This window comes from Streptomyces sp. NPDC058457 (genome assembly GCF_042720695.1).
GTDB lineage: Bacteria > Actinomycetota > Actinomycetes > Streptomycetales > Streptomycetaceae > Streptomyces.
Map to the genome: position 1 here is coordinate 1 of NZ_JBHXLU010000087.1, position 24022 is coordinate 24022.

Here is a 24022-nt window from a genome sequence, read left to right on the forward strand (position 1 = left end):
ACAGCTGCTTCAGCTTCTGCTCGATGAACGGCCGGTCGAACTGCCCGAACCGCGAGGCCCCGCCACCCGGCAGCAGCACGCCGACACTGAGCCCCCGCCCCCGCCCCCCCCCCCCGGCGGCCCCCCCCCCCCGGGGGGGGCCGCCCCCTGCGCCGTCACGCCCGGTCGACCTCGGCGCGCAGCGCGTTGTAGTCCGCGAAGGCCGTGTCGACGTCCGCGCGGGTCAGGCCGTAGCGGGCCAGGTCGTAGCTGTGCACGCGGGTCCCCCTGGGGCGGGCGGCGACGGCCGGGAGACGGGCCGCGTCAGCCTCGGTCCAGCGGGCGCCGACGGCCGCGTAGAGCTTCGGGGCGCCCGCGGCCGGGTCGGCGCCCAGCCAGGAGTACGGCACGTCGACTAGGGACTCGCGGGGGATGCGGGTGCGGGACGCGAGGCCGCGGGTGGCCGAGCGGGCGAGCAGCTCCAGCCAGGTGGTGCCGATCCGGTGCAGGTCGAGGGGGCGGGTGTTCACCGCCATGCCGTGCTCGACCAGGCTGCAGAACGAGGCCACGGCGGTGGCCGGATCGCGGTGCGTCCACACGATCGTGGCATCCGGGAAGACCGCGCGCAGTGCGTCCAGGTTCTCCAGGTGCAGCGGCGACTTCAGCACCCAGCGGCGGCGCGGGCGGCCGTACTGGAGCACCTGGTAGATCTGCCTGAGGTAGCGGTAGTCGGCGCCGAAGTCGTGCGTCTCGTGCCAGGGCAGGTACTCGGGGATCACCGCCTGGGACAGCGGCATCACCGTGTGCGGCAGCGCGAAGGTGCACTCCTCGGGGCCCTCGGGCCGCAGGTTGTGGATGTGCCGGAAGCGCGGGGAGAAGAGGTTGATGCCGCCGACCAGGCGACGGGCGGTAGTGATCGCCTTCTCCCGCTCCTCCGGCGGGAGTTCCAGGCCGGGGGTGAGCAACTCCCAGAGCAGCGGGCAGCGGTGGTCCGCGGAGAGGGAGAGGATGCCGTGGGTGAGCGTGGTGGCGGTGCGCGGCAGGCCCACCACGAACACCGGTCGCTCGACGGGCTCCCGCTCGATCTCGGGGTGTTCGGCGAGCAGCCGGCGGATCCGGGCCCGGTTGGCGAGATGCCGGCCGACGTGTCCGCGCGCGGACAGCCAGCCGACCGGGGTGAGATGCTCGGCTCCCGCCCAACATCGCAGCAGGTGACGGAAGTCGTCGGTGAACCGCTCGTCGTCCTCCGCGGTCCCGGCCGCATCGAGCAGCCGGTCGAAGGCCCGGTCCGGCGTGCGGCGGGCGCGGAAGTCGGGTCTGAGGAGCAGGTTGGCGAGCGTGAGGGGGAACGGACCTGAGGGCACGGCAGCGGAACCCTTCGTGGGGGGACAGGGGAGGGGATACTGACTACCCCCTCCAACTGCCCGACCACACCGCCGAGTTGAGACATTTACCAGCCGGTAACGGGAGGCGTCGCAATCCGGCCGGACTACTCCGTGACCGGTAGTTCCGCCCCGTCCCGCAGGAACAGCGGGATGCGGTCCAGCGGCGCGTCCACCGTCACCGCCGTACCGCCCTCGTACGACTCACCCGTCCACGCGTCCGTCCACCGCGCGCCCGCCGGCAGATACGCCGTCCGGGCCGTGGCGCCCGCCGTCAGCACCGGCGCCACCAGGAGGTCACGGCCGAAGAGGTAGGCGTCGTCGACCGCCCAGGCCGCCTGGTCCTCGGGGAACTCCAGGAACAGCGGCCGCAGCACCGGCAGGCCCTGCTCGTGGGCCTGCCGCATCACCTGGAGGACGTACGGCTTCAGGCGCTCGCGCAGCCGCAGGTACTTCTCCAGGATCGCGCCGGCCTCCTCGCCGTACGACCACACCTCGTTCGGGCCGCCGGTCATGTCCGGGCCCAGCGGCATGCCCGGGTCGCGGAAGCCGTGCAGGCGCATCAGCGGGGAGAGCGCGCCGAACTGGAACCAGCGGACCATCACCTCGCGGTAGGCCGGGTCGTCCGGGTCGCCGCCGTGGAAGCCGCCGATGTCGGTGTTCCACCAGGGGATGCCGGACAGGGCCGTGTTGAGGCCGGCCGCTATCTGCTGGCGCAGGGCCGTGAAGTCGGTGCCGATGTCGCCGGACCAGAGGGCGGCGCCGTACCGCTGACTGCCCGCCCACGCCGAACGGTTGAGGGTGACGACCTCCTCGCCCCGGTCCCGCAGGCCCTCGTGGAAGGTCCGGGCGTTCTCGGCGGGATAGCTGTTGCCGACCTCCAGGCCGGGGCCCGTCCAGTAGCGCAGGTTCTCCTGGAAACCCGGCTTCAGCTCGGGCTCGCAGGCGTCCAGCCAGAAGGCCGTGATGCCGTACGGGTCCAGGTAGTTCTCCTTGACCTTCGACCACACGAACTCCCGGGCGTCCGGGTTGGTGGCGTCGTAGAACGCCACCTGGACGGTCGACGCCACCCCCTTGTCCGGCCAGTCGGCGTGCGCCGTCGGACCGTACTGGGTGCCGATGAAGTAGCCGCGCTGCTCCATCACCGGGTGGTTCTCGCTCAGCGGGGACACCGACGGCCAGACGCTCACCACCAGCTTGATGCCGAGCTCGTCGAGTTCGCGGACCATCGCGGCCGGGTCCGGCCACTCCTTCGGGTCGAACTTCCAGTCGCCCAGGTGGGTCCAGTGGAAGAAGTCGCAGACGATCGCCGAGATGGGCAGGCCTCGCCGCTTGTACTCCCGGGCCACGGCCAGGAGTTCGTCCTGGGTGCGGTAGCGCAGCTTGCACTGCCAGAAGCCCGCCGCCCACTCCGGCAGCATCGGCGAACGGCCGCTCACCGCACTGTAGTTGCGCTGTCCGTCGGCCGGGGTGCCGACGGTGATCCAGTAGTCGAGCTGGCGGGCCGAGTCGGCCACCCAGCGGGTGCCGTTGCCGGCCAGCTCGACGCGGCCGATCGCCGGGTTGTTCCAGAGCAGGGTGTAACCGCGGCTGGAGACCAGGACCGGGACCGAGACCTCGGCGTTGCGCTGGACCAGGTCCAGGACCAGGCCCTTCTGGTCCAGCCGCCCGTGCTGGTGCTGGCCCAGGCCGAACAGCTTCTCACCCTCGTAGGCGGCGAACCGCTGCTCCAGGCGGTGGTGGCCGTTGCCGACCGCGGTGTAGAGGCGCGAGCCGGGCCACCAGAAGTGGGCGCGCTCCTCGGCCAGCACCTCCGAGCGGTCGTCGGTGCGCAGGAACCGGACCAGGCCCTCGGCGGACACCTCGACGGTCAGGTCCCCCACCGTCAACTGCCCTTCGCCGTCACCGGTCTTGACGGTCGACTCGGTGGCGGGAGGCACGTCGAGCAGAGCCCCCGGCAGGCCTTCGAGGATCGGCCCGCCGAGCCGGGCACGGACCCGGACCGCGTCCGGCCCCCACGGTTCGATCCGCAGCGTCTCCTGACGGCCGCTCCACTCCAGGGCTCCGTCCCGCTCACGGAAGGTGCCGACGGTGGGGGAGGACTGCGCGAGGCTGACCTTGGGCTGGTTGTCCGCGGGCTGGATTTCGGCAGACTGGTTCATGTCACGTGCTCCTGAAGGAGTGCAGACAGGGGGGTGCCCCGGAAGGGCGGGGCACTGCGAAGGGGTCAGGCTCCGGCCGGCGCCGGTCCCGTGCTCGCCCGTACCGTCAACTCGGGTGCGATCAGCACGACTTCGTCACTGCCCCGGCCGTCCAGCTTGGCGACCAGGTGTTCCACGGCGTACCGGCCCATCTCCTGTGCGGGGATGGCGACCGAGGTCAGCCGCACCGAGGCCTGGACGGCGACCTGGTCCGGGCAGATCGCGACCACGGACACGTCCTCCGGCACGGCCCGGCCCTGCTGGCGCAGCAGCGCGAGCAGCGGCTCCACCGCGGACTCGTTCTGGACGACGAAGCCCGTGGTGCCCGGGCGCTCGTCGAAGATCCGGGCCAGCGTGACGGCCATCGCGTCGTACCCGCCCTCGCACGGCCGGTGCAGCACCCGAAGGCCCAACTCCCGGGCCCGGGACCGGAGTCCGTCCAGGGTGCGCTCGGCGAAGCCGGTGTGCCGCTCGTAGACGGCCGGGGCCTCGCCGACGACGGCGATGTCACGGTGACCGAGCTTCGCGAGGTGCTCCACACACAGTGCTCCGGTCGCCCCGAAGTCGAGATCGACGCAGGTGAGGCCGGAGGTGGAGGCGGGCAGGCCGATGAGTACGGAGGGCTGGTCGGTCCCCCGGAGCAGCGGCAGCCGCTCGTCCTCCAGTTCCACGTCCATCAGGATCATGGCGTCGGCGAGACCGCTGCCGGTGACCCGGCGCACCGCGTCCGGGCCCTCCTCGCCGGTGAGCAGGAGGACGTCGTAGCCGTGCAGGCGGGCCGTGGTGGCCACCGCGATCGCGATCTCCATCATCACCGGCACGTACATGTCCGTACGCAGCGGGATCATCAGCGCGATGATGTTCGACCGGCTGCTGGCCAGGGCGCGGGCGCCTGCGTTCGGGTGGTATCCCAGCTCCCGGATGCTCTGCTCGACCCGCTGCCGGGTGGTGGTGGAGATGGACCGCTTGCCGCTGAGGACATAGCTCACCGTGCTCGCCGAGACTCCGGCGTGCTGGGCGACCTCGGCGAGGGTGACCATCCAGCTCTCCAAGCTTTGTGAAGCGCTTCGACAGTGCGCATTGCTGACAGGGGCGAGTGAGGGTGGTTCGACAGTAGCTTCAGTGCGGGTGGGTGTCCATAGTCTGTCGAAGCGCTTCGACAGCGAATTGCCGAGACGTCCTCGGCAACCTTTCCAGGGGGCGGCGGCCACAAGGAGGTCGTACGGCCGTCCGACGGGTCGTACCACGAACCGTCCCCCGGAAGGACCCCTCGATGCAACACCGCAGACCGCGCCTGTCCAAGACGGCGAGGACGCTGCTGGCCGCCTCGGTCGCGCTCGCCGCCGCCGCGGGTGTCACCGTGGCGCAGGCCGGCGAGTCGAGCAAGAAGTGCACCGCCTTCGACACCGTCACGCTCGGCAAGTACTACGTGAACAACAACCTCTGGGGTCAGGACAAGGGCACCGGCACCCAGTGCGTCTGGGACAACTCCCGGTCGGGCTCGACGATCTCCTGGGGGACGTCGTACACCTGGGCGAACAACAGCAAGGGCACCGACTCGGACGTGAAGTCGTACGCCAGTACGGTCCTCGGCTGGCACTGGGGCTGGAAGGTCGACAAGGCGTCCACCGGACTGCCGATCCGGGTCGGCGACCGCAAGAAGGTCACCACCAAGTGGAACTTCGCCCTCAGCTCCAGCCCCGGGACCCTGGACGTGGCCTACGACCTGTGGCTGCACGCCAAGAACACCGCGGACTGGCAGGACCAGCCCACCGACGAGATCATGATCTGGCTCGACCGCCAGGGCGGCGCCGGCCCGCTGGGCACCAAGTACGGCAGCGTCAGCCTCGGCGGCGCGATGTGGGACATCTACCAGGGCGACATCGGCTGGAACGTCTACTCGTTCGTCCGCCGCGCCAACACGACCAGTGCCACGCTGAACATCGACGACTTCACCCAGGCCCTGGTCCGCCGCAAACTGCTCGGCAACGACAAGTACCTCTCCGGCATCGAGTCCGGCACCGAGGTCTTCAAGGGCTCGGGGCGGCTGGACACCAAGTCGTACTCCGTCGACATCGGCTGAGAAGCGCGTCGCGCCGGCCGGCCCGTCAGCCGATCGGACCGCGAGGACTGGTGGGGGCGGCCCGTTTCGGGTACCAACGATCCAGTAGCACTGGTCGGTAACGAACGGTCCTCAATAACCCCTTTTGTGGCGAGGTGAGCCTCAATGTCCGCCCCCACCGCCAAGAAACCCACCGTCACTGAGCGGGAGGCCCGCCAGGTGGCGGAGGCCGCCCGGGAACAGGACTGGCGCAAGCCCAGCTTCGCCAAGGAACTGTTCCTCGGGCGCCTCCGGCTCGACCTCATCCACCCGCATCCGCTCCCGGCGGACGAGGACGTGCAGCGCGGCGAGGAGTTCCTGGCCCGGCTGCACGAGTTCTGCGAGACGAAGATCGACTCGGCGCTCATCGAACGCGAGGCGCGCATCCCGGACGAGGTGATCTCCGGCCTCAAGGAGATCGGCGCCCTCGGCATGAAGATCGACACCAAGTACGGCGGCCTCGGCCTCACCCAGGTCTACTACAACCGGGCCCTGTCCCTGGTCGGCTCCGCGAACCCGGCGGTCGGCGCGCTGCTCTCCGCCCACCAGTCGATCGGTGTGCCGCAGCCGCTGAAGATCTTCGGCACCCAGGAGCAGAAGGACGCCTTCCTGCCGCGCTGCGCCCGCACCGACATCTCCGCGTTCCTGCTCACCGAGCCGGACGTCGGCTCGGACCCGGCGCGCCTCGCCACCACCGCCGTACCGGACGGGGACGACTACGTCCTCGACGGGGTGAAGCTCTGGACCACCAACGGCGTGGTCGCCGACCTCCTCGTGGTCATGGCCCGCGTGCCGAAGACCGAGGACAGCAAGGGCGGCATCACGGCCTTCGTCGTCGAGGCGGACTCACCGGGCGTCACCGTCGAGAACCGCAACGCCTTCATGGGCCTGCGCGGCCTCGAGAACGGCGTCACCCGCTTCCACCAGGTCCGGGTCCCGGCCGCCAACCGCATCGGAGCCGAGGGCGCGGGCCTCAAGATCGCACTCACCACGCTCAACACCGGGCGGCTCTCGCTCCCCGCGATGTGCGTGGGCGCCGGCAAGTGGTGCCTGAAGATCGCCCGCGAGTGGTCGGCGGTCCGCGAGCAGTGGGGCAAGCCGGTCGCGCTGCACGAGGCGGTCGGCTCCAAGATCAGCTTCATCGCGGCGACCACCTTCGCCCTGGAGGCGGTCGTCGACCTGTCCTCCCAGATGGCCGACGAGAACCGCAACGACATCCGCATCGAGGCCGCCCTCGCCAAGCTCTACGGCTCCGAGATGGCCTGCCTGATGGCGGACGAACTGGTCCAGATCCGCGGCGGCCGCGGCTTCGAGACGGCCGAGTCGCTGGCGGCCCGCGGCGAACGCGCCGTCCCCGCCGAACAGCTCCTGCGCGACCTGCGCATCAACCGCATCTTCGAGGGCTCCACGGAGATCATGCACCTGCTGATCGCCCGCGAGGCCGTCGACGCCCACCTCTCGGTCGCCGGTGACCTCATCGACCCCGACAAGTCCCTCCAGGACAAGGCGCGGGCGGGCGCGAACGCGGGCGTCTTCTATGCCAAGTGGCTGCCGAAGCTGGTCGCGGGACCGGGCCAGCTCCCGACGTCGTACGGCGACTTCAGGCACGGCGTGGACCTCGCCCCGCACCTGCGCTACGTGGAACGCCACGCCCGCAAACTGGCCCGGTCCACCTTCTACGCCATGTCCCGCTGGCAGGGCCGGATGGAGACCAAGCAGGGCTTCCTGGGCCGCGTCGTGGACATCGGCGCCGAGCTGTTCGCGATGAGCGCTGCCTGCGTGCGCGCCGAGCTGCTGCGCCGCCAGGGCGACCACGGCCGCGAGGCCTACCTGCTCGCCGACGCGTTCTGCCGGCAGGCCCGCATCCGCGTCGACGAGCTGTTCACCCGCCTCTGGTCGAACACCGACGACCTGGACCGCAAGGTCGTCAAGGGCGTGCTCGGCGGCTCCTTCGAATGGCTGGAGCGGGGGATCGTCGACCCGTCGGGCGAGGGCCCGTGGATCGCCGACGCGACCCCCGGGCCGTCCCAGCGGGACAACGTCCGCCGCCCGTTCGGGTGAGGACTGCTACGGCTTCGACTCCAGGCTGCCCGGTGGCATGAGCCACTGGGTGGGCTGGCCGGTGACCGACGCGATGGTCTCGAAGTCGTTGTCGTAGTGCAGCACGGTGAGGCCCTGTATCTCGGCGGTGGCGGCTACGAGGAGGTCTACCGTCCCCGCCGAGCGGTGCCGGCCCTTGGCGGTCAGCTCCTCCTGGACGCGCCATGCCCGCGTCAGCGCGCGGTCGTCCAGGGGTGTCCAGCAGAACAGGGCGTCCAGGTCCTCGACCATCTGCACGCGGTTCTCGGCGTTCCTGGCGCTGTAGAGGAACTCGATCTCGGTCACCGGGCACCGGGCGACGAGTCCCTCCGCGAGGGGGCTCTCCCAGTGGGCGAGCGTCGGCTGCCTGAGGACCCGGACGAGGGCGCTGGTGTCGATGAGGTATTTGGCCGTGGTCATCGTCGATAGTTCGCCTTGTCCAGGAGGATGTCGAAGTCGCCCGCGTCGGCCTGCGCGGCCAGCCGGGCCAGCGCGAGGGCACGCTTCTTACGCTCGACGCCCTCTTTCAGGGCGGCGGTCACGGTGTCCTTCTTCGTCTTGGTCCCGAACGCTATGGCCGCCTGCGCCAGCAGTTCCTCGTCGATGTCGATCAAAGTCTTGGCCATGGCGACACTCCTCGTATATCAAGTCGAGTCCTGCGTATATAGAGTACCGCGCCGCACATGAAGGGGACGCCCTGTCCTCCCGGCCGTCCATTGCCGCCACAATGGGGGGATGACCGACAGTCCCGCCAGTCCGGCACCCCTCGCCGACCCGCACCTCGTGTACGACCCGCTCGCGGGCGACGGCCCCAAGGACGTGGTGATCCTCGGCTCCACCGGATCGATCGGCACCCAGGCCATCGACCTCGTCCTGCGCAACCCCGACCGCTTCCGGGTCACCGCACTGTCCGCCCACGGCGGCCGGGTCGCCCTCCTCGCCGAGCAGGCACACCGGCTGCGGGTGCGCACCGTCGCGGTCGCCCGCGAGGACGTCGTACCGGCGCTGCGCGAGGCGCTCACGGCGCTCCACGGCCCCGGTGAGCCGCTCCCCGAGATCCTCGCCGGACCCGACGCGGCCACCCAGGTCGCCGCGTCCGACTGCCACACCGTCCTCAACGGCATCACCGGCTCCATCGGCCTGGCGCCCACCCTCGCCGCCCTGGAGGCGGGCCGCACCCTCGCGCTCGCCAACAAGGAGTCGCTGATCGTCGGCGGCCCGCTGGTGAAGGCGCTGGCCAAGCCCGGCCAGATCATCCCGGTCGACTCCGAGCACGCGGCGCTCTTCCAGTCGCTGGCGGCGGGGACCCGGGCCGACGTCCGCAAGCTGGTCGTCACCGCGTCCGGCGGGCCCTTCCGCGGTCGTACCAAGGCCGACCTGGCGCACGTCACCGTCGAGGACGCCCTCGCCCACCCCACCTGGGCGATGGGACCGGTCATCACGATCAACTCCGCGACCCTGGTCAACAAGGGGCTGGAAGTCATCGAGGCGCACCTCCTCTACGACATTCCCTTCGACCGCATTGAGGTGGTCGTGCACCCGCAGTCGTATGTCCACTCGATGGTCGAGTTCACGGATGGATCCACGATCGCGCAGGCGACGCCCCCCGACATGCGGGGGCCGATCGCCATCGGTCTCGGCTGGCCCGAACGGGTCCCGGACGCGGCGCCCGCTTTCGACTGGAGCAAGGCGTCCACCTGGGAGTTCTTCCCGCTGGACAACGAGGCCTTCCCGTCCGTGAACCTGGCCCGGCACGTCGGTGAGCTCGCGGGCACGGCGCCGGCGGTGTTCAATGCGGCCAACGAGGAGTGCGTCGAAGCCTTCCGCGGTGGTCTGCTGCCCTTCAACGGCATCATGGAGACCGTGACGCGGGTGGTCGAGGAACACGGCACCCCTCGTACGGGAACTTCACTGACCGTGCCGGACGTACTCGAAGCGGAGACCTGGGCACGGGTCCGGGCCCGGGAACTGACAGCGCAGAAGGCGACCGCGGAGGCGCGTGCATGACAGCCCTGATGATGATCCTCGGCATAGTCGTCTTCGTGATCGGCCTGCTGATCTCGATCGCCTGGCACGAACTGGGGCATCTCTCCACCGCCAAGCTCTTCGGCATCCGCGTCCCCCAGTACATGGTCGGCTTCGGCCCGACCATCTGGTCGCGGCACAAGGGCGACACGGAGTACGGCATCAAGGCCGTCCCGCTGGGCGGCTACATCCGCATGATCGGCATGTTCCCGCCGGGCGCCGACGGCCGGGTCACCGCCCGCTCCACCTCGCCCTGGCGCAGCATGATCGAGGACGCCCGCTCGGCCGCCTTCGAGGAGCTCCAGCCCGGCGACGAGACCCGCCTCTTCTACACGCGCGCCCCCTGGAAGCGCGTGATCGTGATGTTCGCGGGCCCGTTCATGAACCTGATCCTGGCGGTGGCGCTGTTCCTCACCGTCCTGATGGGCTTCGGCATCAGCCAGCAGACCACCACGGTCAGCTCGGTCTCCCAGTGCGTGATCGCGCAGAGCGAGAACCGCGACACCTGCAAGAAGACCGACGCGGCCGCGCCGGCCGCCGCGGCGGGCCTCAAGGCGGGCGACAAGATCCTCTCCTTCAACGGGGTGCAGACGTCGAGCTGGAACCAGCTCTCCGACCTGATCCGGTCCGCCCCCGGCAAGGACGTCGCGATCGTCGTCGACCGCAAGGGCCAGGACGTCACCCTGCACGCGAAGATCGCCACCAACCAGGTCGCCAAGAAGGACTCCAGCGGCCAGATCGTCCAGGGCCAGTACGTCACCGCCGGCTTCCTCGGCTTCAGCGCCGCCACCGGCATCGTCCGCCAGGACTTCGGCGACTCGGTGACCTGGATGGGCGACCGCCTCGGCGAGGCCGTCGACTCCATCGCGAGCCTGCCCGGCAAGATCCCGGCCCTGTGGGACGCGGCCTTCGACGGCGCCCCCCGCCAGCCGGACTCCCCGATGGGCGTAGTCGGCGCGGCCCGGGTCGGCGGTGAGATCTTCACCCTGGACATCCCGCCCACGGAGCAGCTGGCCATGGCGCTGATGCTCGTGGCCGGCTTCAACCTCTCCCTGTTCCTCTTCAACATGCTCCCGCTGCTGCCCCTGGACGGCGGACACATCGCGGGCGCCCTGTGGGAGTCGCTGCGCCGGAGCCTGGCGAAGGTACTGCGCCGCCCGGACCCGGGCCCGTTCGACGTGGCGAAGCTGATGCCGGTGGCTTATGTGGTGGCCGGGATCTTCGTCTGCTTCACCTTGCTGGTCTTGGTGGCAGATGTAGTCAATCCCGTGCGAATCAGTTAGCTAATCGGTCGTTTTCTGTCACGCTGGTCGTGGCGCCCGACCCTTCAGCTGTCCTGGGCGTTCATGACGGGCACGAGGTGGTTAACCTCGTGAAAATCTCCTAGCCACACGACGTTCGAAGCGGCCCGGAACACTGTGTTCCGGGCCGCTTCCATCGAGTGGGTTTACGGATGGGGGATGTGCTCACTCCTGTGCCGGTGCCGTAATCTCGAAGCCTGGAACCCGCTTACGACGGGACCTGGACCTAGATCCACGACTTGGGGTTGCACAGCAGATGACTGCGATTTCTCTCGGCATGCCGTCCGTTCCGACCAAGCTCGCCGAGCGCCGGAAGAGCCGGCAGATCCAGGTCGGCTCCGTGGCGGTCGGCGGAGACGCTCCGGTCTCGGTCCAGTCGATGACCACGACCCGTACGTCCGACATCGGCGCGACGCTCCAGCAGATCGCCGAGCTGACCGCGTCCGGCTGCCAGATCGTGCGCGTGGCCTGTCCCACCCAGGACGACGCCGACGCGCTCGCCATCATCGCGAAGAAGTCCCAGATCCCCGTCATCGCGGACATCCACTTCCAGCCGAAGTACGTCTTCGCCGCGATCGAGGCCGGTTGCGCCGCCGTCCGTGTCAACCCCGGCAACATCAAGCAGTTCGACGACAAGGTCAAGGAGATCGCGGCGGCCGCCAAGGACCACGGCACCCCGATCCGTATCGGCGTCAACGCCGGCTCCCTGGACCGCCGGCTGCTCCAGAAGTACGGCAAGGCGACCCCGGAGGCCCTGGTCGAGTCGGCCCTGTGGGAGGCGTCCCTCTTCGAGGAGCACGACTTCCGGGAGATCAAGATCTCGGTCAAGCACAACGACCCGGTCGTGATGATCGAGGCGTACCGGCAGCTGGCCGCCCAGTGCGACTATCCGCTCCACCTCGGCGTCACCGAGGCCGGCCCGGCCTTCCAGGGCACCATCAAGTCGGCGGTGGCCTTCGGCGCTCTCCTGTCCCAGGGCATCGGCGACACGATCCGTGTCTCGCTCTCCGCGCCTCCGGTGGAGGAGGTCAAGGTCGGCAACCAGATCCTGGAGTCCCTGAACCTCAAGCAGCGTGGCCTGGAGATCGTCTCCTGCCCGTCCTGCGGTCGCGCCCAGGTCGACGTCTACAAGCTCGCCGAAGAGGTCACCGCCGGCCTCACCGGCATGGAGGTCCCGCTCCGCGTCGCCGTCATGGGCTGCGTCGTCAACGGCCCCGGCGAGGCCCGCGAGGCCGACCTCGGCGTCGCCTCCGGCAACGGCAAGGGCCAGATCTTCGTCAAGGGCGAGGTCATCAAGACGGTCCCCGAGTCCAAGATCGTGGAGACCCTCATCGAGGAGGCCATGAAGCTGGCCGAGCAGATGGAGGCGGAGGGCACGGAGTCGGGGGAGCCGTCGGTGTCGGTGGCGGGCTGAGGCCGCCTTCGGGCGACGGGGGGTTTCCTCACCCCCGCCGCCCCTACCCGTCCCGTCCTGAAGAGGCTCCGCCCCTTCAACCCCGCCAGGGGTTCCGCCCCTGGACCCCGCTCCTCAAACGCCGGAGGGGCTGGATTACTTGGCCCGTCCGGCGTTTGAGGCCGAGGCCGGAGGCCGACGCGGGGGGCTGGGGGCGGCAGCCCCCAGGGACGGAACGCCTGCCGGCGGCCACTTCACAGCGCACGGGGCGGCGCGGCCAAGCTTCCGCAGGTACAGTGCGGAGATCAAGCAGAACCCCTCAGTGTGAGGCCCCGCACGTGTTGACGCAGACCACCTCACGGGTGCTCGAACCGAGTGACCTGGACGCCGCGCTCGCCGTACTCGACCGCGAGCCGGTCACGAACGCCTTCGTGACCTCGCGCGTCCAGGTGGCCGGCCTCGACCCCTGGCGCCTCGGCGGCGAGATGTGGGGCTGGTACGAGGACGGCATGCTCACGTCCCTCTGCTACGCCGGCGCCAACCTGGTCCCGATCTGCGCCACCCCGCGCGCCATCCGCGCCTTCGCCGACCGCGCCCGCCGGGCCGGCCGCCGCTGCTCCTCGATCGTCGGCCCCGCCGAGGCCACCGCCCAGCTGTGGCGCCTCCTGGAACCGCACTGGGGCCCGGCCCGCGAGGTCCGCGGCCACCAGCCCCTGATGGTCACCGACCGGATGCCCGCCGACATCGCCCCCGATCCGTACGTCCGCCGCATCCGCAAGGACGAGATGGGGACGATCATGCCGGCGTGCGTGGCGATGTTCACCGAGGAGGTGGGCGTCTCCCCGATGGCCGGCGACGGCGGCCTCCTCTACCAGGCGAGGGTCGCCGAACTCGTCGGCTCCGGACGCTCGTTCGCCCGGCTCGACGACACTGGCAAGGTCGTCTTCAAGGCGGAGATCGGCGCGGCGACGGCCGCGGCCTGCCAGATCCAGGGTGTGTGGGTCGCCCCCGAGTACCGGGGCATGGGCATGGCGGCCCCCGGAATGGCAGCGGTGCTGCGGTATGCCCTGGCCGACGTGGCCCCGGTGGTCAGCCTGTACGTCAACGACTTCAACACCGCGGCCAGACGGACGTATCTGAGGGTGGGCTTCCAGGAGGTCGGCGCCTTCATGAGTGTGCTGTTCTGACGGTTCTTCTCTGACAGGCACCAAGGGAATCGCGCCCCGAAGGGGCGTGGAGAACTGCGCGACCAGCCACAACCCGGCCGCACCCGGACGACGGCGCTCCGCCCCCTGTACCCTCCCCCCCATGGACCTCGTGATCGGCCCCCTGGACCTCCCCTCCCACGTGGACGAGGCCCTGGCAGTCCAAGCGATCGCCTTCGGCCTGGGCCCCGACGAGGTAGCGGTCCGCCGCCAGATCGTCCTCCGCCACATGCAGTACCCCGGCGCCAGGGCCCTCGGCGCCACGGCCGAAGGCCTGCTCGTCGGATTCGTCTACGGTATGCCGAACTCCCGCACGCACTGGTGGTCCACCGTCGTGGAGCCCTACCTCCGCGCCCAGGGCAACGCCGACTGGCTCGACGACTCCTTCGTCATCACCGAGTTGCACGTGCACCCCCACCACCAGAACCGGGGCATCGGCCGCCGTCTGATCACGCTCATCACCGACGGCGCCGCCGAGCCCCGCTCGATCCTCTCCGCGATCGACACCGACAGCCCGGCCCGTGGCCTCTACCACTCCCTCGGCTACACCGACCTGGCCCGCCGGGTGAACTTCCCCAGCGCTCCGAAGCCGTACGCCGTGATGGGCGCGCCGCTGCCGCTCCGCCGTAAGTGACCCGTCGTCGCTAACCGATTTCCACCGGCACAGCAAGCCCGGCTAACCTCCTAGCCATCAACGTTTCCCGGCAGGAGTACGAGAACCATGGCGAACGCACCGGTCCAACGCATGTCCCAGTTGATGGCGAAGACGCTGCGTGACGACCCGGCGGACGCCGAGGTCCTCAGCCACAAGCTCCTCGTCCGCGCCGGTTACGTCCGCCGTACGGCGGCCGGTATCTGGTCCTGGCTGCCGCTCGGCCTGAAGGTGCTGTCCAACATCGAGCGGGTCGTCCGCGAGGAGATGGACGCGATCGGCGCCCAGGAGGTGCTCCTGCCGGCCCTCCTGCCCCGGGAGCCGTACGAGGCGACCGGCCGCTGGGACGAGTACGGCCAGGAGCTGTTCCGCCTCCAGGACCGCAAGGGCGGCGACTACCTGCTCGGCCCGACCCACGAGGAGATCTTCACCCTGCTGGTGAAGGACCAGGCGTCCTCCTACAAGGACCTGCCGGTCATCCTCTACCAGATCCAGAACAAGTACCGGGACGAGGCGCGCCCGCGGGCCGGCATCCTGCGCGGCCGTGAGTTCCTGATGAAGGACTCCTACTCCTTCGACCTGGACGACGACGGCCTCGCCAAGTCGTACGCCCTGCACCGCGCGGCATACCAGCGGATCTTCGAGCGCCTCGGCCTCGACTACCGCATCGTCGCCGCCACCGCCGGCGCCATGGGCGGTTCGAAGTCGGAGGAGTTCCTGGCCCCGGCCGAGGCCGGCGAGGACACCTTCGCCGACTGCCCGAACTGCGACTTCGCGGCCAACACCGAGGCGATCTCGTACACGCTGAAGCCGGTCGACGCCTCCGGCGTGCCCGCTCTCGAGGAGATCCCGACCCCGGACACGCCGACCATCGAGACCCTCGCCGCCCACCTCGGCGTCCAGGCCTCCGACACCCTGAAGAACCTCCTGGTGAAGGTCGACGGCGAGATCGTGGCCGTGGGCGTACCGGGCGACCGCGAGGTCGACATGGGCAAGGTCGAGGAGCACTTCGCCCCGGCCGCCGTCGAGCTGGTCAACGAGTCCGACTTCGCCGGCCGCCCCGACCTGGTCCGCGGCTATGTCGGCCCGCAGGGCCTCGGCGAGAAGGTCAAGTACATCGCCGACCCGCGCATCGCCCCCGGAACGGCCTGGATCACCGGCGCCAACAAGGAGGGCACGCACGCCAGGAACGTCGTGGCGGACCGTGACTTCACCGTCGACGAGTACGTCGATGTCGTCGTCGTACTGGAGGGCGACCCCTGCCCGAAGTGCGGCACCGGCCTCAGGCTGGACCGCGCCATCGAGATCGGCCACATCTTCCAGCTGGGCCAGAAGTACACCAACGCCCTCAAGCTCGACGTCCTCGGCCAGAACGGCAAGCCGGTCCGCGTGACCATGGGTTCCTACGGCATCGGCGTCTCCCGCGCCGTCGCCGCCCTCGCCGAGCAGACCGCAGACGAGCACGGCCTGGTCTGGTCGCGCGAGGTGGCCCCGGCCGACGTGCACGTCGTCGCGGCCGGCAAGGCCCTGCAGACCGAACTCGCCCTGGACGTCTCGGAGAAGCTGCGGGCGGCCGGGCTGCGCGTCCTGGTCGACGACCGGGCCGGGGTCTCCCCGGGCGTGAAGTTCACCGACGCCGAACTCATCGGCGTACCGCAGATCCTGGTCGCGGGCCGCCGCTCCGGCGAGGGCGTCCTGGAGCTCAAGGACCGCAAGACCGGCGAGCGCGAGGAGCTGACGGTGGACGAGGCGATCGCCCGCCTCACCGCCAGCTGAGCCTCAACTCCCGCCGCGGCGGCCCCAGGTGACACACCGGGGGCCGCCGCGGCTTTTCAGGAACGTCTCAGACAGTTCTTCCGCTCCGTATGGGAGCCTCACAGACTTCTCTCAGGCCGATACCCGAACGTAATGCGTGACAGAGAGTCACGCAGGAGGGGATCGGTCATGACCGAGAGAGTGCAAGGCAGGGAGCCGGGGGACCGGCGGGAGAGGGGCGCGGCCGCGGCGGTCCGCCGGGGGACCCGGCGCACGGCGGCCCTGGCGGCGGCGGTCACGCTCGCCGCGGCGGCCGGGGTGTTCGCCCTGGTCGGCACGATGCAGTCGGACGCCGAGACGACGGCGAGCAGCGGCAGCGGTACGACGTCGAGCTCCAGCAGCTCCGGAAGCAGCTCCAACTCGACTTCGGACACGGACAGTTCGTCGTCCTCCAAGTCGACCGGCTCGTCCGGCTCCGCCGGTTCTTCCAGCTCCTCCAGCTCCTCCAGCTCGTCCTCCTCGGACCTCCAGTCCTCCTCCGACGGCCTCACCTCCGGCAGCGGCTCCACCGACTCCACGTCGGGGGCGTCATGACCGCCGCCCTCGCCCCGCGGCCGACGGCCGCCGCCGAGTGGCGGGCCCTCGGCACCACCGTCCGCCTGGTCGTCACCGACCCGGCCCTGCTGGACTCCTGCAACCTGCTGCTCGCCCGGCAGCTCGCCGAGGTCGACGCGGCCTGCAGCAGGTTCCGCACCGACTCCGAACTGGCCGCCCTCGACACCACCCACGGCCGCCCGGTCCGGGTCAGCCCGCTGCTCGCCGAGGCCCTCGCCGTCGCCCTGCGCGCGGCCGGGGCGACGGACGGCGCGGTGGACCCGACCGTCGGCTCGGCGATGGACGCGATCGGCTACGACCGCGACTTCACCCTCGTCCGCGAGGACGACCGCCCGGTCTCCCTGCGGGTGCGCCGAGCCCCGGGCTGGCGCAAGGTCACCCTGGACCCGGCGACCGGCACGGTCACCGTCCCCGAGGGTGTCCGCCTCGACCTGGGCGCGACGGCCAAGGCCTGGGCCGCCGACCGGGCCGCGCGGATGCTGGCCGACACGGCCGGCTGCGGAGTGCTGGTGAGCCTCGGCGGCGACACCGCCGTCGCCGGCGAGCCCCCGGCGGGCGGCTGGCAGATCCGCGTCCAGGACATCACCGGACCGGTGGACGAGACACCCGCGCAGGGGTCGTACGACACCGTCGGCCTGCGCTCCGGCGGCCTCGCCACCTCCGGCACCGGCGCCCGCCGCTGGCGGCGGGGCGGCTACGACCTCCACCACATCGTCGACCCGCGCACCGGACTGCCGGTCCGCTCCCCGTGGCGCACGGTCTCGGTGGCCGCGGCCACCTGCGCGGACGCCAACGCGGCCAGCACGGCGGCCCTGGTCAGGGGCACGGGCGCGGAACGCTGGCTGACCCGCCTGGGCCTGCCGGCCCGCCTGGTGGCGCACAACGGCACCGTCGTCACCACGCCCGGCTGGCCCGCCCCCCGCACGGCGCTGGAGGCGGCGGCGTGACCTCCGAGACCCTCTGGTACGCCAACCGGGCCACCGGCGCCGTCTGCCTGGCCCTGTTCACCGTGGTCGTCCTCCTCGGCATCGCCGTCCGCCTCCGCACCCGCCTCCCCGGCCTGCCGCGGTTCGGCACCGTGAGCCTGCACCGCACGCTCTCCCTCTCCGCCACCGCGTTCCTGGCCCTGCACATCACCACCGCGGTCGTCGACGGCTACGTCGGCATCAGCCCCCTCGACGCGCTCGTCCCCTTCGTCTCCGACTACCAGCCGCTCTGGCTCGGCCTGGGCACGGTCGCCTTCGACCTGCTGCTCGCGGTCCTGGTCACCAGCCTCCTCCGGGACCGCCTCGGCCACCGCACCTGGCGGGCCGTGCACTGGCTGGCGTACGCCTCCTGGCCCGTCGCCCTGGTCCACGGCATCGGCATCGGCACGGACGCCGGCACCGACTGGATGACCTGGCTGACCGTGGCCTGCGTGGCGACGGTGATCACCGCCTTCGCCCTGCGCGCCGCGCACGCCGTCCGAGCCTCCCGCCAGACCCCCGCCGCACTGCTGCACACCGAAGGGGCCCACTGATGACCACGCTCTTCACCGACGTCTACATGTCCCCGCGCCTGCTGGCCCCCGGCGGCACCCCGGCCGACCTCACCACGCACGAACAGCGCTACGGCCCGCTCGCGTACGGCGATCCGGCGGCCCTTCTGCGCACCCTGGCCGAATCCGGGCTCACCGGACGCGGCGGGGCGGGCTTCCCGGCGTACCGGAAGTTCGTCGCGGTCGCCGACGCGGCCCGCCGCACCGAGCGCGCACCGGTCGTCGTCGCGAACGGCGCGGAGAGCGAACCGGCCAGCCGCAAGGACCGGACCCTGCTCCGGCTGTCGCCCCATCTGGTCCTGGACGGGCTGCAGTTGGCGGCCGAGGCGATCGGCGCGGCGGAGGCGTACCTCGCCGTCGAGGACGGCGCCTCCTACCTGGAGTCGGCCCTCGCCCAGCGCCACGACCCGGTGCGCGTGCAGGTGGTACGCCTGCCCGCCCGCTTCCTCTCCGGCCAGGCCTCGGCCCTCGTCCAGTACCTCTCGGGCGGCCCCGCCCGCCCCACCCACCCGGTCCCGCCGGTCCGCGAACGCGGGGTGCGTCGCGCCCCCACCCTGGTCCAGAACGTCGAGACCCTGGCCCACCTGGCGCTGATCGCCCGGTACGGCGCCGCCTGGTTCCGCTCGGCAGGCACCCCCGCCGAACCGGGCAGCACCCTCTGCACCCTGCACGTGCCGGGCCGCGAAGTCCGGGTCGTGGAAGCCCCGTTCGGCATGCCCGTCGGCCGGCTCCTGCCCCTGGAGGGTGCGTCCGCGGCCCTGATCGGCGGCTACCACGGCACCTGGATCCCGGCCGCCGAGGCCGCCCAGGTCCCGCTCTCCGCCGCCTACTTGGGCGCAGGCGTGCTGGCCGCCCTGCCCGCCGACCGCTGCGGCCCGGCCGAAACCGCCCGGGTCCTCCGCTACTTGGCGCTGCAGTCGGCGGGCCAGTGCGGCCCCTGTCTCAACGGCCTCCCGCGCATGGCCGCGGCCTTCCAGACCCTGGCCACCCCCGGCCCCCAGGGCACCACCCGCACGGACATCTCCCGCTGGGCGGGCCTGGTGGAGGGCAGAGGCGCCTGCCACCACCCCGACGGCACGATCCGCCTGGTCCGCAGCGCGCTCACCACCTTCGCCACCGAACTCGACGCCCACGCCCACGGCCACTGCACCGCGACCGACCACACCCCGCTGCTCCCCGTACCGGCGGAAAGGATCTGACATGGACCAGCACATCACCATCGACTGGACGTCCTGCCAGGGCCACGGCCTGTGCGCGGAGCTGCTTCCCGAGCACATCACCCTCGACGAATGGGGCTACCCACTGGTCGACGGCCGCCCCATACCCCCACGCACGAGGAGACGAGCCCGCCGAGCAGCGGCTGACTGTCCCGTCCTGGCCTTGAAACTGAGGGAAGGCTGAGCGCCCCGTCAGGGGCGCGGGGCTGTATCAAATGTGCGGCTCCGCCGCGTGGGCGCGACCAGCCCCCACCGAACGCGCACCCGAACCCGTCAAACCCACCCGGCGAATTCAAGCAACAGCTCCGCATCCCTCGGCCGCCCCACGCGAAGCGCCCGCACACCCGACTCCACCGCCCGGAACAGGGTCCACCCCCGCAGCCGCTCCTGGTCGACCTCCAAGGACTCCGCAAGCCGTTTGATCCGCCGCCGTGTGATGGACGCCCCGGAGGGGGACGCGATCAGATCCTCCACCCGGTCCCGCACCAGCCGCGCCAGATCGAACGCACACTCCCCGACCACCGGATCCGGGCCCACCGCCAGCCACGGCATCCGCTCCCCGGCCAGCACCTTGCTCTGCCGGAACGTGCCGTGCAGCAGCCGCCGCTCGGGCGGCGCGGCCAGCAACTCCTCCCGGGCCGCGACCGCCGCCGCCACCAACGGCGCCAACTCGGCGTCGCCGGCCGCCCAGGCCATCGCCGCGGCCTGCCGCCCCGTCCGCTCGGCCACGGTCTCGAAGACGTGCTCCTCCGGCGGCCGCACCCAGAGCCGCCGAAGCGTCCCCGCCGCCTCCAGCAGCGCCTTCGCCTCGGGCAGCGACCGCACCGACACCTCCGGATGCAGCCGCTCAAGGAGCAGCACCCCCGCGGCCCCGTCGGCCTCCAGCACCTGCACCGCACCGAGCCCGCCCCAGTGCGCCAGCGCCGCCGCCTCGCTCTCCGGCCGGGCCCGCCGTGGCGCCAGCTTCAGCACGGCAGGCGTGTCGTCCGCCCGCCGCACCAGCAGCACCACACTGCTGCGCCCGCCCGGAACCTGCACCCGCTCGACGGTCAACTCGCGTAGCGCGACGGCCTGTTCCACCGCCGCTGGCAGCTTCTCCAGCCACTCGTCACCGTCCGGCGCCGTCTCACCGAGCGCCCTCACCAGGCGCCGCGGCGGTTCGAAAGCCATACGCGAGTCGTTCCTTTCCAGCTCTAGGGAGTCGCCGAAGCCAAAGCCGAGGTCGAAGCCGAGGTCGAAGCCGAGGGCGAGGCCGACCCACCGGCCGTCGCCCCGGAACCCGCCCGCTCGGCGAGCCCAGGGAAGGCTACGCTCTCCCCGCTCCAGCGCACCGCCCGCACCGCGGCCTCCCGCAGCGCCCCGGCCGCAGAGCCGCGCCGCTCGCCGGAGGACGCCCGGACCAGGTCGGAGTACACGTCGGCCACCCGCCCCTCCAGCTCGGCGGCAAGCCGTGCGGCCGTCGCCGGGTCCGTGACGGCGAACGGCAGCGCGTACGCCGCGCTCGCGGCGACGGGCGCTCCGCCCAGGTCCCGCACCTCGCGGACCAGCGCGTCCCGGCGGGCCCGGTGCGCGTCGTAGGCCGAGCGTGCCTCGGCCACCCGCTGTCCGCCGATCCGGCCGCCGACGACGCCGTAGCCGTACACCGCCGCGTGTTCGGCCGCCAGCGCCGCCTGGAGCGCCTTGAGCAGGCCCGCCTTCGCCTCGTCGCTCACTGGTCACCCTTCGTCAGCAGGTACGCGTGCCCGGCGCCCGCCGCCGACACCCCGGCCAGCAGCCGCGCCAGCTCGCCCGGCACGTCGAGCAGCGCCTTGGCCCGCAGGTCGGCGAGGCTCCGCTCGGCGGCGGCCAGCGCGGCGAGCGCTGACTTCTCGTCGGCGGGCACGGTCGGCGAGGCCGACGGGGACGCCGTGGCCGACGGCGAGCCGGTCGCCGTGGGCGAGGCCGTGCCCTCCTCGAACGCCGCCGCATGTGCCGCCACCTCCGCGCGCAGCGGCCGCAACCGCGCCGCGAGCCCTGGATGGGCGGCGAGGACGGCGTCGTACTGCCGCAGCAGCCCCCGACTGTCCCGTGCCGCACGTGCGCGTACCCGCTCGGACACCGACGTACTCCCACCCCCATCACTCCCGGCGGAGTCCGGATCAGCGGAGCAGCCCACCAGCACGGCAGCCGAGGCCACCGAAACGATCAGGCTCCTTCTTCGCAACAGCGAGGGGAACGACACGGCAGACGTCCTCAAGGGGCTCGTACGAACACACGGGCGGACATGCACTCCGCCGTGATCACGTTACCCGCGCATACCCACGACTGACGTCACCGCCTCGACGCCCTCGGCGACAACCCCGAAGGGGCGCGGGGCTGTATCAGTCTGCGGCTCCGCCGCGTGGGCGCGACCAGCCACAACCAACCCGCACCCGCCCGCACACCACCGGCCCCCACCCCCGTAGGCGAACGGCCCTCCCACCGCAGGCACCCGGACGCAACACCCCCCGCGACCCGATACCCTTTGACCAGACGCGCGATCCATCCCACAACAGCACACGCGGCCGAGGAGTCACCCGGATGAGCACCACCCAGAGCGAGAGGCTGCGAGAGCTCCTGGAACCGCTCGTCACCTCCCAGGGACTGGATCTCGAAGAGATCGCCGTGGACTCCGTCGGACGAAAGCGCGTGCTGCGTGTCGTCGTCGATTCCGACGCCGGGGCGGACCTCGACCAGATCGCCGATGTGAGCCGTGAGCTCTCGGCCAGGCTGGACGAGACGGACGCGATGGGCGAGGGGGAGTACACCCTGGAGGTCGGCACCCCCGGTGCGGAGCGCCAGCTCACGGAGCACCGGCACTACCTGCGTGCCGTGGACCGCCTGGTGAGGTTCCAGCTGGCCGAGGGCGGGGAACTGGTCGCCAGGATCCTGGACGTCGACGACGAGGGCCTGGACCTCGAGGTGCCCGGCGTCAAGGGCCGCAAGGCCACCGGCCGCAGAATCGGGTTCGCCGAGATCGGCACGGCGCGTGTGCAGGTCGAGTTCAACCGCAAGGACAAGAAGGACATGACGGAAGAGGAGGAGGCGTAGCCGTGGACATCGACATGAGCGCCCTGCGGGGCTTGGTTCGGGAGAAGGAGATCTCCTTCGACCTGCTGGTCGGGGCGATCGAGTCGGCCCTCCTCATCGCCTACCACCGCACCGAGGGAAGCCGCCGCCACGCGCGCGTGGTGCTCGACCGGGGCACCGGACACGTGACCGTGTGGGCGAAGGAGGACCCCGAGGACCTGGAGGAGGGGCAGGAGGCGCGCGAGTTCGACGACACCCCGTCGGACTTCGGGCGGATCGCCGCCACCACCGCCAAGCAGGTGATCCTGCAGCGGCTGCGCGACGCCGAGGACGACGCCACGCTCGGCGAGTACGCCGGCCGCGAGGGCGACATCGTCACCGGCGTGGTCCAGCAGGGCCGCGACCCGAAGAACGTGCTCGTCGACATCGGCAAGCTGGAGGCCATCCTGCCGGTGCAGGAGCAGGTGCCCGGCGAGACCTACGCGCACGGGCTGCGGCTGCGGTCGTACGTCGTACGGGTGGCGAAGGGTGTCCGCGGTCCGTCCGTGACCCTGTCCCGTACGCACCCGAACCTCGTGAAGAAGCTCTTCGCCCTGGAGGTGCCGGAGATCGCCGACGGGTCGGTCGAGATCGCCGCCATCGCCCGCGAGGCCGGTCACCGTACGAAGATCGCGGTCCGCTCCACCCGTTCGGGTCTGAACGCCAAGGGCGCCTGTATCGGCCCCATGGGCGGCCGGGTCCGCAACGTCATGGGCGAGCTGAACGGCGAGAAGATCGACATCGTCGACTGGTCGGACGACCCGGCCGAGATGGTGGCGAACGCGCTGTCCCCGGCCCGCGTCTCCAAGGTCGAGGTCGTGGACCTGGCGTCCCGGTCCGCCCGGGTCACCGTGCCGGACTACCAGCTGTCGCTGGCGATCGGCAAAGAGGGACAGAACGCCCGGCTCGCCGCCCGGCTCACCGGCTGGCGGATCGACATCCGCCCGGACACCGAACAGGTGCCCGAGTAGATCACCCGGCGGATGATGCCGCCCTCGGTCGGGGTTCACCCGGACGAGGGGAATAGTTCCAAGCCGCAGGTCGCTTGGATTACGACAACAGCCGTTCGATCTTTGCCCCGAAGGGGTGAGGTCGGTGCGGGGAGGTAGACTTAGCAGTGTCTGGCCGGACGCGTGCCCGCGCATGCCCTGAGCGCACCTGTGTGGGGTGCAGGCAGCGAGCGGCCAAGACCGAACTGCTGCGGATCGTGGCGGTCGAGGACGAATGCGTCCCCGATCCTCGCGGTACGCTGCCCGGCCGGGGTGCATATGTACACCCCGCCCAGGTCTGTCTGGACCAGGCGGTACGCCGCCGGGCACTTCCGAGGGCGCTCCGCGTCCCGGGTCCGCTCGACGTAAAGGCGTTGCGCCGGTACGTCGAGCAGTAACACCGTAAGAAGCGTCGTACGGAACGTCCGTGCGGCTCTGGTACCCCGCGAGTTGGAAGTAGGTCGAGATTGCGATGAGCACTCGATGAGCACGCGATGAGTACGC

At 71.3% G+C, this 24022-nt stretch carries 24 protein-coding genes; 16 read left to right on the forward strand and 8 right to left on the reverse strand.

Annotation, left to right across the window (positions count from 1 at the left end):
• Positions 1-155: 155 nt before the first annotated feature.
• The 3 genes from ACFWPS_RS42555 to ACFWPS_RS42565 form a co-directional block, all read right to left on the reverse strand.
• Positions 156-1343: a sulfotransferase family protein gene (locus tag ACFWPS_RS42555; RefSeq protein WP_383716329.1), complete on the reverse strand. Its 1188-nt coding sequence runs from the start codon at positions 1341-1343 to the stop codon at positions 156-158.
• 125 nt (positions 1344-1468) lie between these two features.
• Positions 1469-3523 (reverse strand): TIM-barrel domain-containing protein, encoded by a 2055-nt coding sequence (locus ACFWPS_RS42560; RefSeq protein ID WP_383716332.1) that lies wholly within the window; start codon positions 3521-3523, stop codon positions 1469-1471.
• Between the two features lie 65 nt (positions 3524-3588).
• Positions 3589-4602, reverse strand: coding sequence for a LacI family DNA-binding transcriptional regulator (locus ACFWPS_RS42565; RefSeq protein WP_383716334.1), 1014 nt, complete (start codon positions 4600-4602; stop codon positions 3589-3591).
• A 233-nt stretch (positions 4603-4835) separates the two neighbouring features.
• Here ACFWPS_RS42565 and ACFWPS_RS42570 point away from each other — a divergent pair, with 233 nt between their 5' ends.
• Together ACFWPS_RS42570 and ACFWPS_RS42575 are read left to right on the forward strand one after the other, a co-directional pair.
• Positions 4836-5645 (forward strand): endo-1,4-beta-glucanase, encoded by an 810-nt coding sequence (locus ACFWPS_RS42570; protein ID WP_383716337.1) that lies wholly within the window; start codon positions 4836-4838, stop codon positions 5643-5645.
• Positions 5646-5789: 144 nt separating this feature from the next.
• Positions 5790-7724: an acyl-CoA dehydrogenase family protein gene (locus ACFWPS_RS42575; protein ID WP_383716340.1), complete on the forward strand. Its 1935-nt coding sequence runs from the start codon at positions 5790-5792 to the stop codon at positions 7722-7724.
• 6 nt (positions 7725-7730) lie between these two features.
• Here ACFWPS_RS42575 and ACFWPS_RS42580 read toward each other — a convergent pair whose 3' ends face one another.
• Together ACFWPS_RS42580 and ACFWPS_RS42585 are read right to left on the reverse strand one after the other, a co-directional pair.
• Positions 7731-8162, reverse strand: coding sequence for a PIN domain nuclease (locus tag ACFWPS_RS42580; RefSeq protein ID WP_383716343.1), 432 nt, complete (start codon positions 8160-8162; stop codon positions 7731-7733).
• Complete coding sequence (locus ACFWPS_RS42585) at positions 8159-8368, reverse strand: type II toxin-antitoxin system VapB family antitoxin (protein ID WP_133027381.1); 210 nt, start codon at positions 8366-8368, stop codon at positions 8159-8161. The genes ACFWPS_RS42580 and ACFWPS_RS42585 overlap by 4 nt, the downstream gene beginning before the upstream one ends.
• A 109-nt stretch (positions 8369-8477) precedes the next feature.
• On the opposite strand from ACFWPS_RS42585, the gene dxr reads away from it, so the two are divergent.
• The 11 genes from dxr to ACFWPS_RS42640 all read left to right on the forward strand — a co-directional run bounded on the left by dxr (position 8478) and on the right by ACFWPS_RS42640 (position 19626).
• Positions 8478-9749, forward strand: coding sequence for a 1-deoxy-D-xylulose-5-phosphate reductoisomerase (gene dxr, locus ACFWPS_RS42590; RefSeq protein WP_383716346.1), 1272 nt, complete (start codon positions 8478-8480; stop codon positions 9747-9749).
• Between the two features lie 8 nt (positions 9750-9757).
• Complete coding sequence (locus tag ACFWPS_RS42595; protein WP_383716423.1) at positions 9758-11050, forward strand: M50 family metallopeptidase; 1293 nt, start codon at positions 9758-9760, stop codon at positions 11048-11050.
• Positions 11051-11324: 274 nt separating this feature from the next.
• Positions 11325-12482 (forward strand): flavodoxin-dependent (E)-4-hydroxy-3-methylbut-2-enyl-diphosphate synthase, encoded by a 1158-nt coding sequence (ispG, locus tag ACFWPS_RS42600; protein WP_383716348.1) that lies wholly within the window; start codon positions 11325-11327, stop codon positions 12480-12482.
• Positions 12483-12799: 317 nt separating this feature from the next.
• Entirely contained in the window at positions 12800-13648 is an 849-nt protein-coding gene (locus ACFWPS_RS42605; protein WP_383716350.1) for a GNAT family N-acetyltransferase, read from the forward strand.
• 121 nt (positions 13649-13769) lie between these two features.
• Complete coding sequence (locus tag ACFWPS_RS42610) at positions 13770-14300, forward strand: GNAT family N-acetyltransferase (RefSeq protein ID WP_383716353.1); 531 nt, start codon at positions 13770-13772, stop codon at positions 14298-14300.
• A gap of 87 nt (positions 14301-14387) precedes the next feature.
• Positions 14388-16094, forward strand: a complete 1707-nt coding sequence (locus ACFWPS_RS42615) for a proline--tRNA ligase (RefSeq protein ID WP_383716355.1) — start codon at positions 14388-14390, stop codon at positions 16092-16094.
• A gap of 168 nt (positions 16095-16262) precedes the next feature.
• Positions 16263-16667, forward strand: a complete 405-nt coding sequence (locus ACFWPS_RS42620) for a hypothetical protein (protein ID WP_383716358.1) — start codon at positions 16263-16265, stop codon at positions 16665-16667.
• On the forward strand, positions 16664-17635 hold the full coding sequence (locus ACFWPS_RS42625) for an FAD:protein FMN transferase (protein WP_383716360.1): 972 nt from the start codon (positions 16664-16666) through the stop codon (positions 17633-17635). Before ACFWPS_RS42620 ends, ACFWPS_RS42625 begins: the two co-directional genes overlap by 4 nt.
• Positions 17632-18207 carry a ferric reductase-like transmembrane domain-containing protein gene (locus tag ACFWPS_RS42630; RefSeq protein ID WP_383716362.1) on the forward strand — a complete coding sequence of 192 codons (576 nt, stop codon included), beginning with the start codon at positions 17632-17634 and terminating at the stop codon, positions 18205-18207. The genes ACFWPS_RS42625 and ACFWPS_RS42630 overlap by 4 nt, the downstream gene beginning before the upstream one ends.
• A complete protein-coding gene (locus ACFWPS_RS42635; RefSeq protein WP_383716365.1) occupies positions 18207-19424 on the forward strand; it encodes an NADH-ubiquinone oxidoreductase-F iron-sulfur binding region domain-containing protein in 1218 nt (405 codons plus the stop codon). The genes ACFWPS_RS42630 and ACFWPS_RS42635 overlap by 1 nt, the downstream gene beginning before the upstream one ends.
• Position 19425: 1 nt before the next feature.
• A complete protein-coding gene (locus ACFWPS_RS42640; protein ID WP_383716367.1) occupies positions 19426-19626 on the forward strand; it encodes a ferredoxin in 201 nt (66 codons plus the stop codon).
• 89 nt (positions 19627-19715) lie between these two features.
• Here the strand turns inward: ACFWPS_RS42640 and ACFWPS_RS42645 are convergent, their stop codons facing one another.
• Genes ACFWPS_RS42645 through ACFWPS_RS42655 form a run of 3 tightly spaced genes read right to left on the reverse strand, consistent with a single transcriptional unit; the run spans position 19716 to position 21678 of the window.
• A complete protein-coding gene (locus ACFWPS_RS42645; protein WP_383716370.1) occupies positions 19716-20612 on the reverse strand; it encodes an aminoglycoside phosphotransferase family protein in 897 nt (298 codons plus the stop codon).
• Positions 20613-20635: 23 nt separating this feature from the next.
• Complete coding sequence (locus tag ACFWPS_RS42650) at positions 20636-21154, reverse strand: ferritin-like domain-containing protein (RefSeq protein WP_383716373.1); 519 nt, start codon at positions 21152-21154, stop codon at positions 20636-20638.
• Positions 21151-21678 (reverse strand): hypothetical protein, encoded by a 528-nt coding sequence (locus ACFWPS_RS42655; RefSeq protein ID WP_383716375.1) that lies wholly within the window; start codon positions 21676-21678, stop codon positions 21151-21153. The genes ACFWPS_RS42650 and ACFWPS_RS42655 overlap by 4 nt, the downstream gene beginning before the upstream one ends.
• A gap of 323 nt (positions 21679-22001) precedes the next feature.
• Here ACFWPS_RS42655 and rimP point away from each other — a divergent pair, with 323 nt between their 5' ends.
• The 3 genes from rimP (at position 22002) to ACFWPS_RS42670 (ending at position 23916) form a co-directional block, all read left to right on the forward strand.
• Complete coding sequence (gene rimP / locus ACFWPS_RS42660) at positions 22002-22511, forward strand: ribosome maturation factor RimP (RefSeq protein WP_383716378.1); 510 nt, start codon at positions 22002-22004, stop codon at positions 22509-22511.
• A gap of 2 nt (positions 22512-22513) precedes the next feature.
• The gene (gene nusA, locus ACFWPS_RS42665; RefSeq protein ID WP_383716380.1) at positions 22514-23500 is read left to right on the forward strand and encodes a transcription termination factor NusA; all 987 of its coding nucleotides are present in this window, start codon (positions 22514-22516) and stop codon (positions 23498-23500) included.
• A 146-nt stretch (positions 23501-23646) separates the two neighbouring features.
• Positions 23647-23916: a YlxR family protein gene (locus ACFWPS_RS42670; RefSeq protein ID WP_350792162.1), complete on the forward strand. Its 270-nt coding sequence runs from the start codon at positions 23647-23649 to the stop codon at positions 23914-23916.
• Positions 23917-24022: the final 106 nt, after the last annotated feature.

Excerpts from the sequence above, each read along its gene's own strand:
- ACFWPS_RS42560 (WP_383716332.1), bottom strand. The coding sequence starts at position 3,523 with ATGAACCAGTCTGCCGAAATCCAGCCCGCGGACAACCAGCCCAAGGTC.
- ACFWPS_RS42565 (WP_383716334.1), bottom strand. The coding sequence starts at position 4,602 with ATGGTCACCCTCGCCGAGGTCGCCCAGCACGCCGGAGTCTCGGCGAGC.
- ACFWPS_RS42570 (WP_383716337.1), top strand. The coding sequence starts at position 4,836 with ATGCAACACCGCAGACCGCGCCTGTCCAAGACGGCGAGGACGCTGCTG.
- ACFWPS_RS42575 (WP_383716340.1), top strand. The coding sequence starts at position 5,790 with ATGTCCGCCCCCACCGCCAAGAAACCCACCGTCACTGAGCGGGAGGCC.
- ACFWPS_RS42580 (WP_383716343.1), bottom strand. The coding sequence starts at position 8,162 with ATGACCACGGCCAAATACCTCATCGACACCAGCGCCCTCGTCCGGGTC.
- ACFWPS_RS42585 (WP_133027381.1), bottom strand. The coding sequence starts at position 8,368 with ATGGCCAAGACTTTGATCGACATCGACGAGGAACTGCTGGCGCAGGCG.
- dxr (WP_383716346.1), top strand. The coding sequence starts at position 8,478 with ATGACCGACAGTCCCGCCAGTCCGGCACCCCTCGCCGACCCGCACCTC.
- ACFWPS_RS42595 (WP_383716423.1), top strand. The coding sequence starts at position 9,758 with ATGATGATCCTCGGCATAGTCGTCTTCGTGATCGGCCTGCTGATCTCG.
- ispG (WP_383716348.1), top strand. The coding sequence starts at position 11,325 with ATGACTGCGATTTCTCTCGGCATGCCGTCCGTTCCGACCAAGCTCGCC.
- ACFWPS_RS42610 (WP_383716353.1), top strand. The coding sequence starts at position 13,770 with ATGGACCTCGTGATCGGCCCCCTGGACCTCCCCTCCCACGTGGACGAG.
- ACFWPS_RS42615 (WP_383716355.1), top strand. The coding sequence starts at position 14,388 with ATGGCGAACGCACCGGTCCAACGCATGTCCCAGTTGATGGCGAAGACG.
- ACFWPS_RS42620 (WP_383716358.1), top strand. The coding sequence starts at position 16,263 with ATGACCGAGAGAGTGCAAGGCAGGGAGCCGGGGGACCGGCGGGAGAGG.
- ACFWPS_RS42625 (WP_383716360.1), top strand. The coding sequence starts at position 16,664 with ATGACCGCCGCCCTCGCCCCGCGGCCGACGGCCGCCGCCGAGTGGCGG.
- ACFWPS_RS42635 (WP_383716365.1), top strand. The coding sequence starts at position 18,207 with ATGACCACGCTCTTCACCGACGTCTACATGTCCCCGCGCCTGCTGGCC.
- ACFWPS_RS42640 (WP_383716367.1), top strand. The coding sequence starts at position 19,426 with ATGGACCAGCACATCACCATCGACTGGACGTCCTGCCAGGGCCACGGC.
- ACFWPS_RS42645 (WP_383716370.1), bottom strand. The coding sequence starts at position 20,612 with ATGGCTTTCGAACCGCCGCGGCGCCTGGTGAGGGCGCTCGGTGAGACG.
- rimP (WP_383716378.1), top strand. The coding sequence starts at position 22,002 with ATGAGCACCACCCAGAGCGAGAGGCTGCGAGAGCTCCTGGAACCGCTC.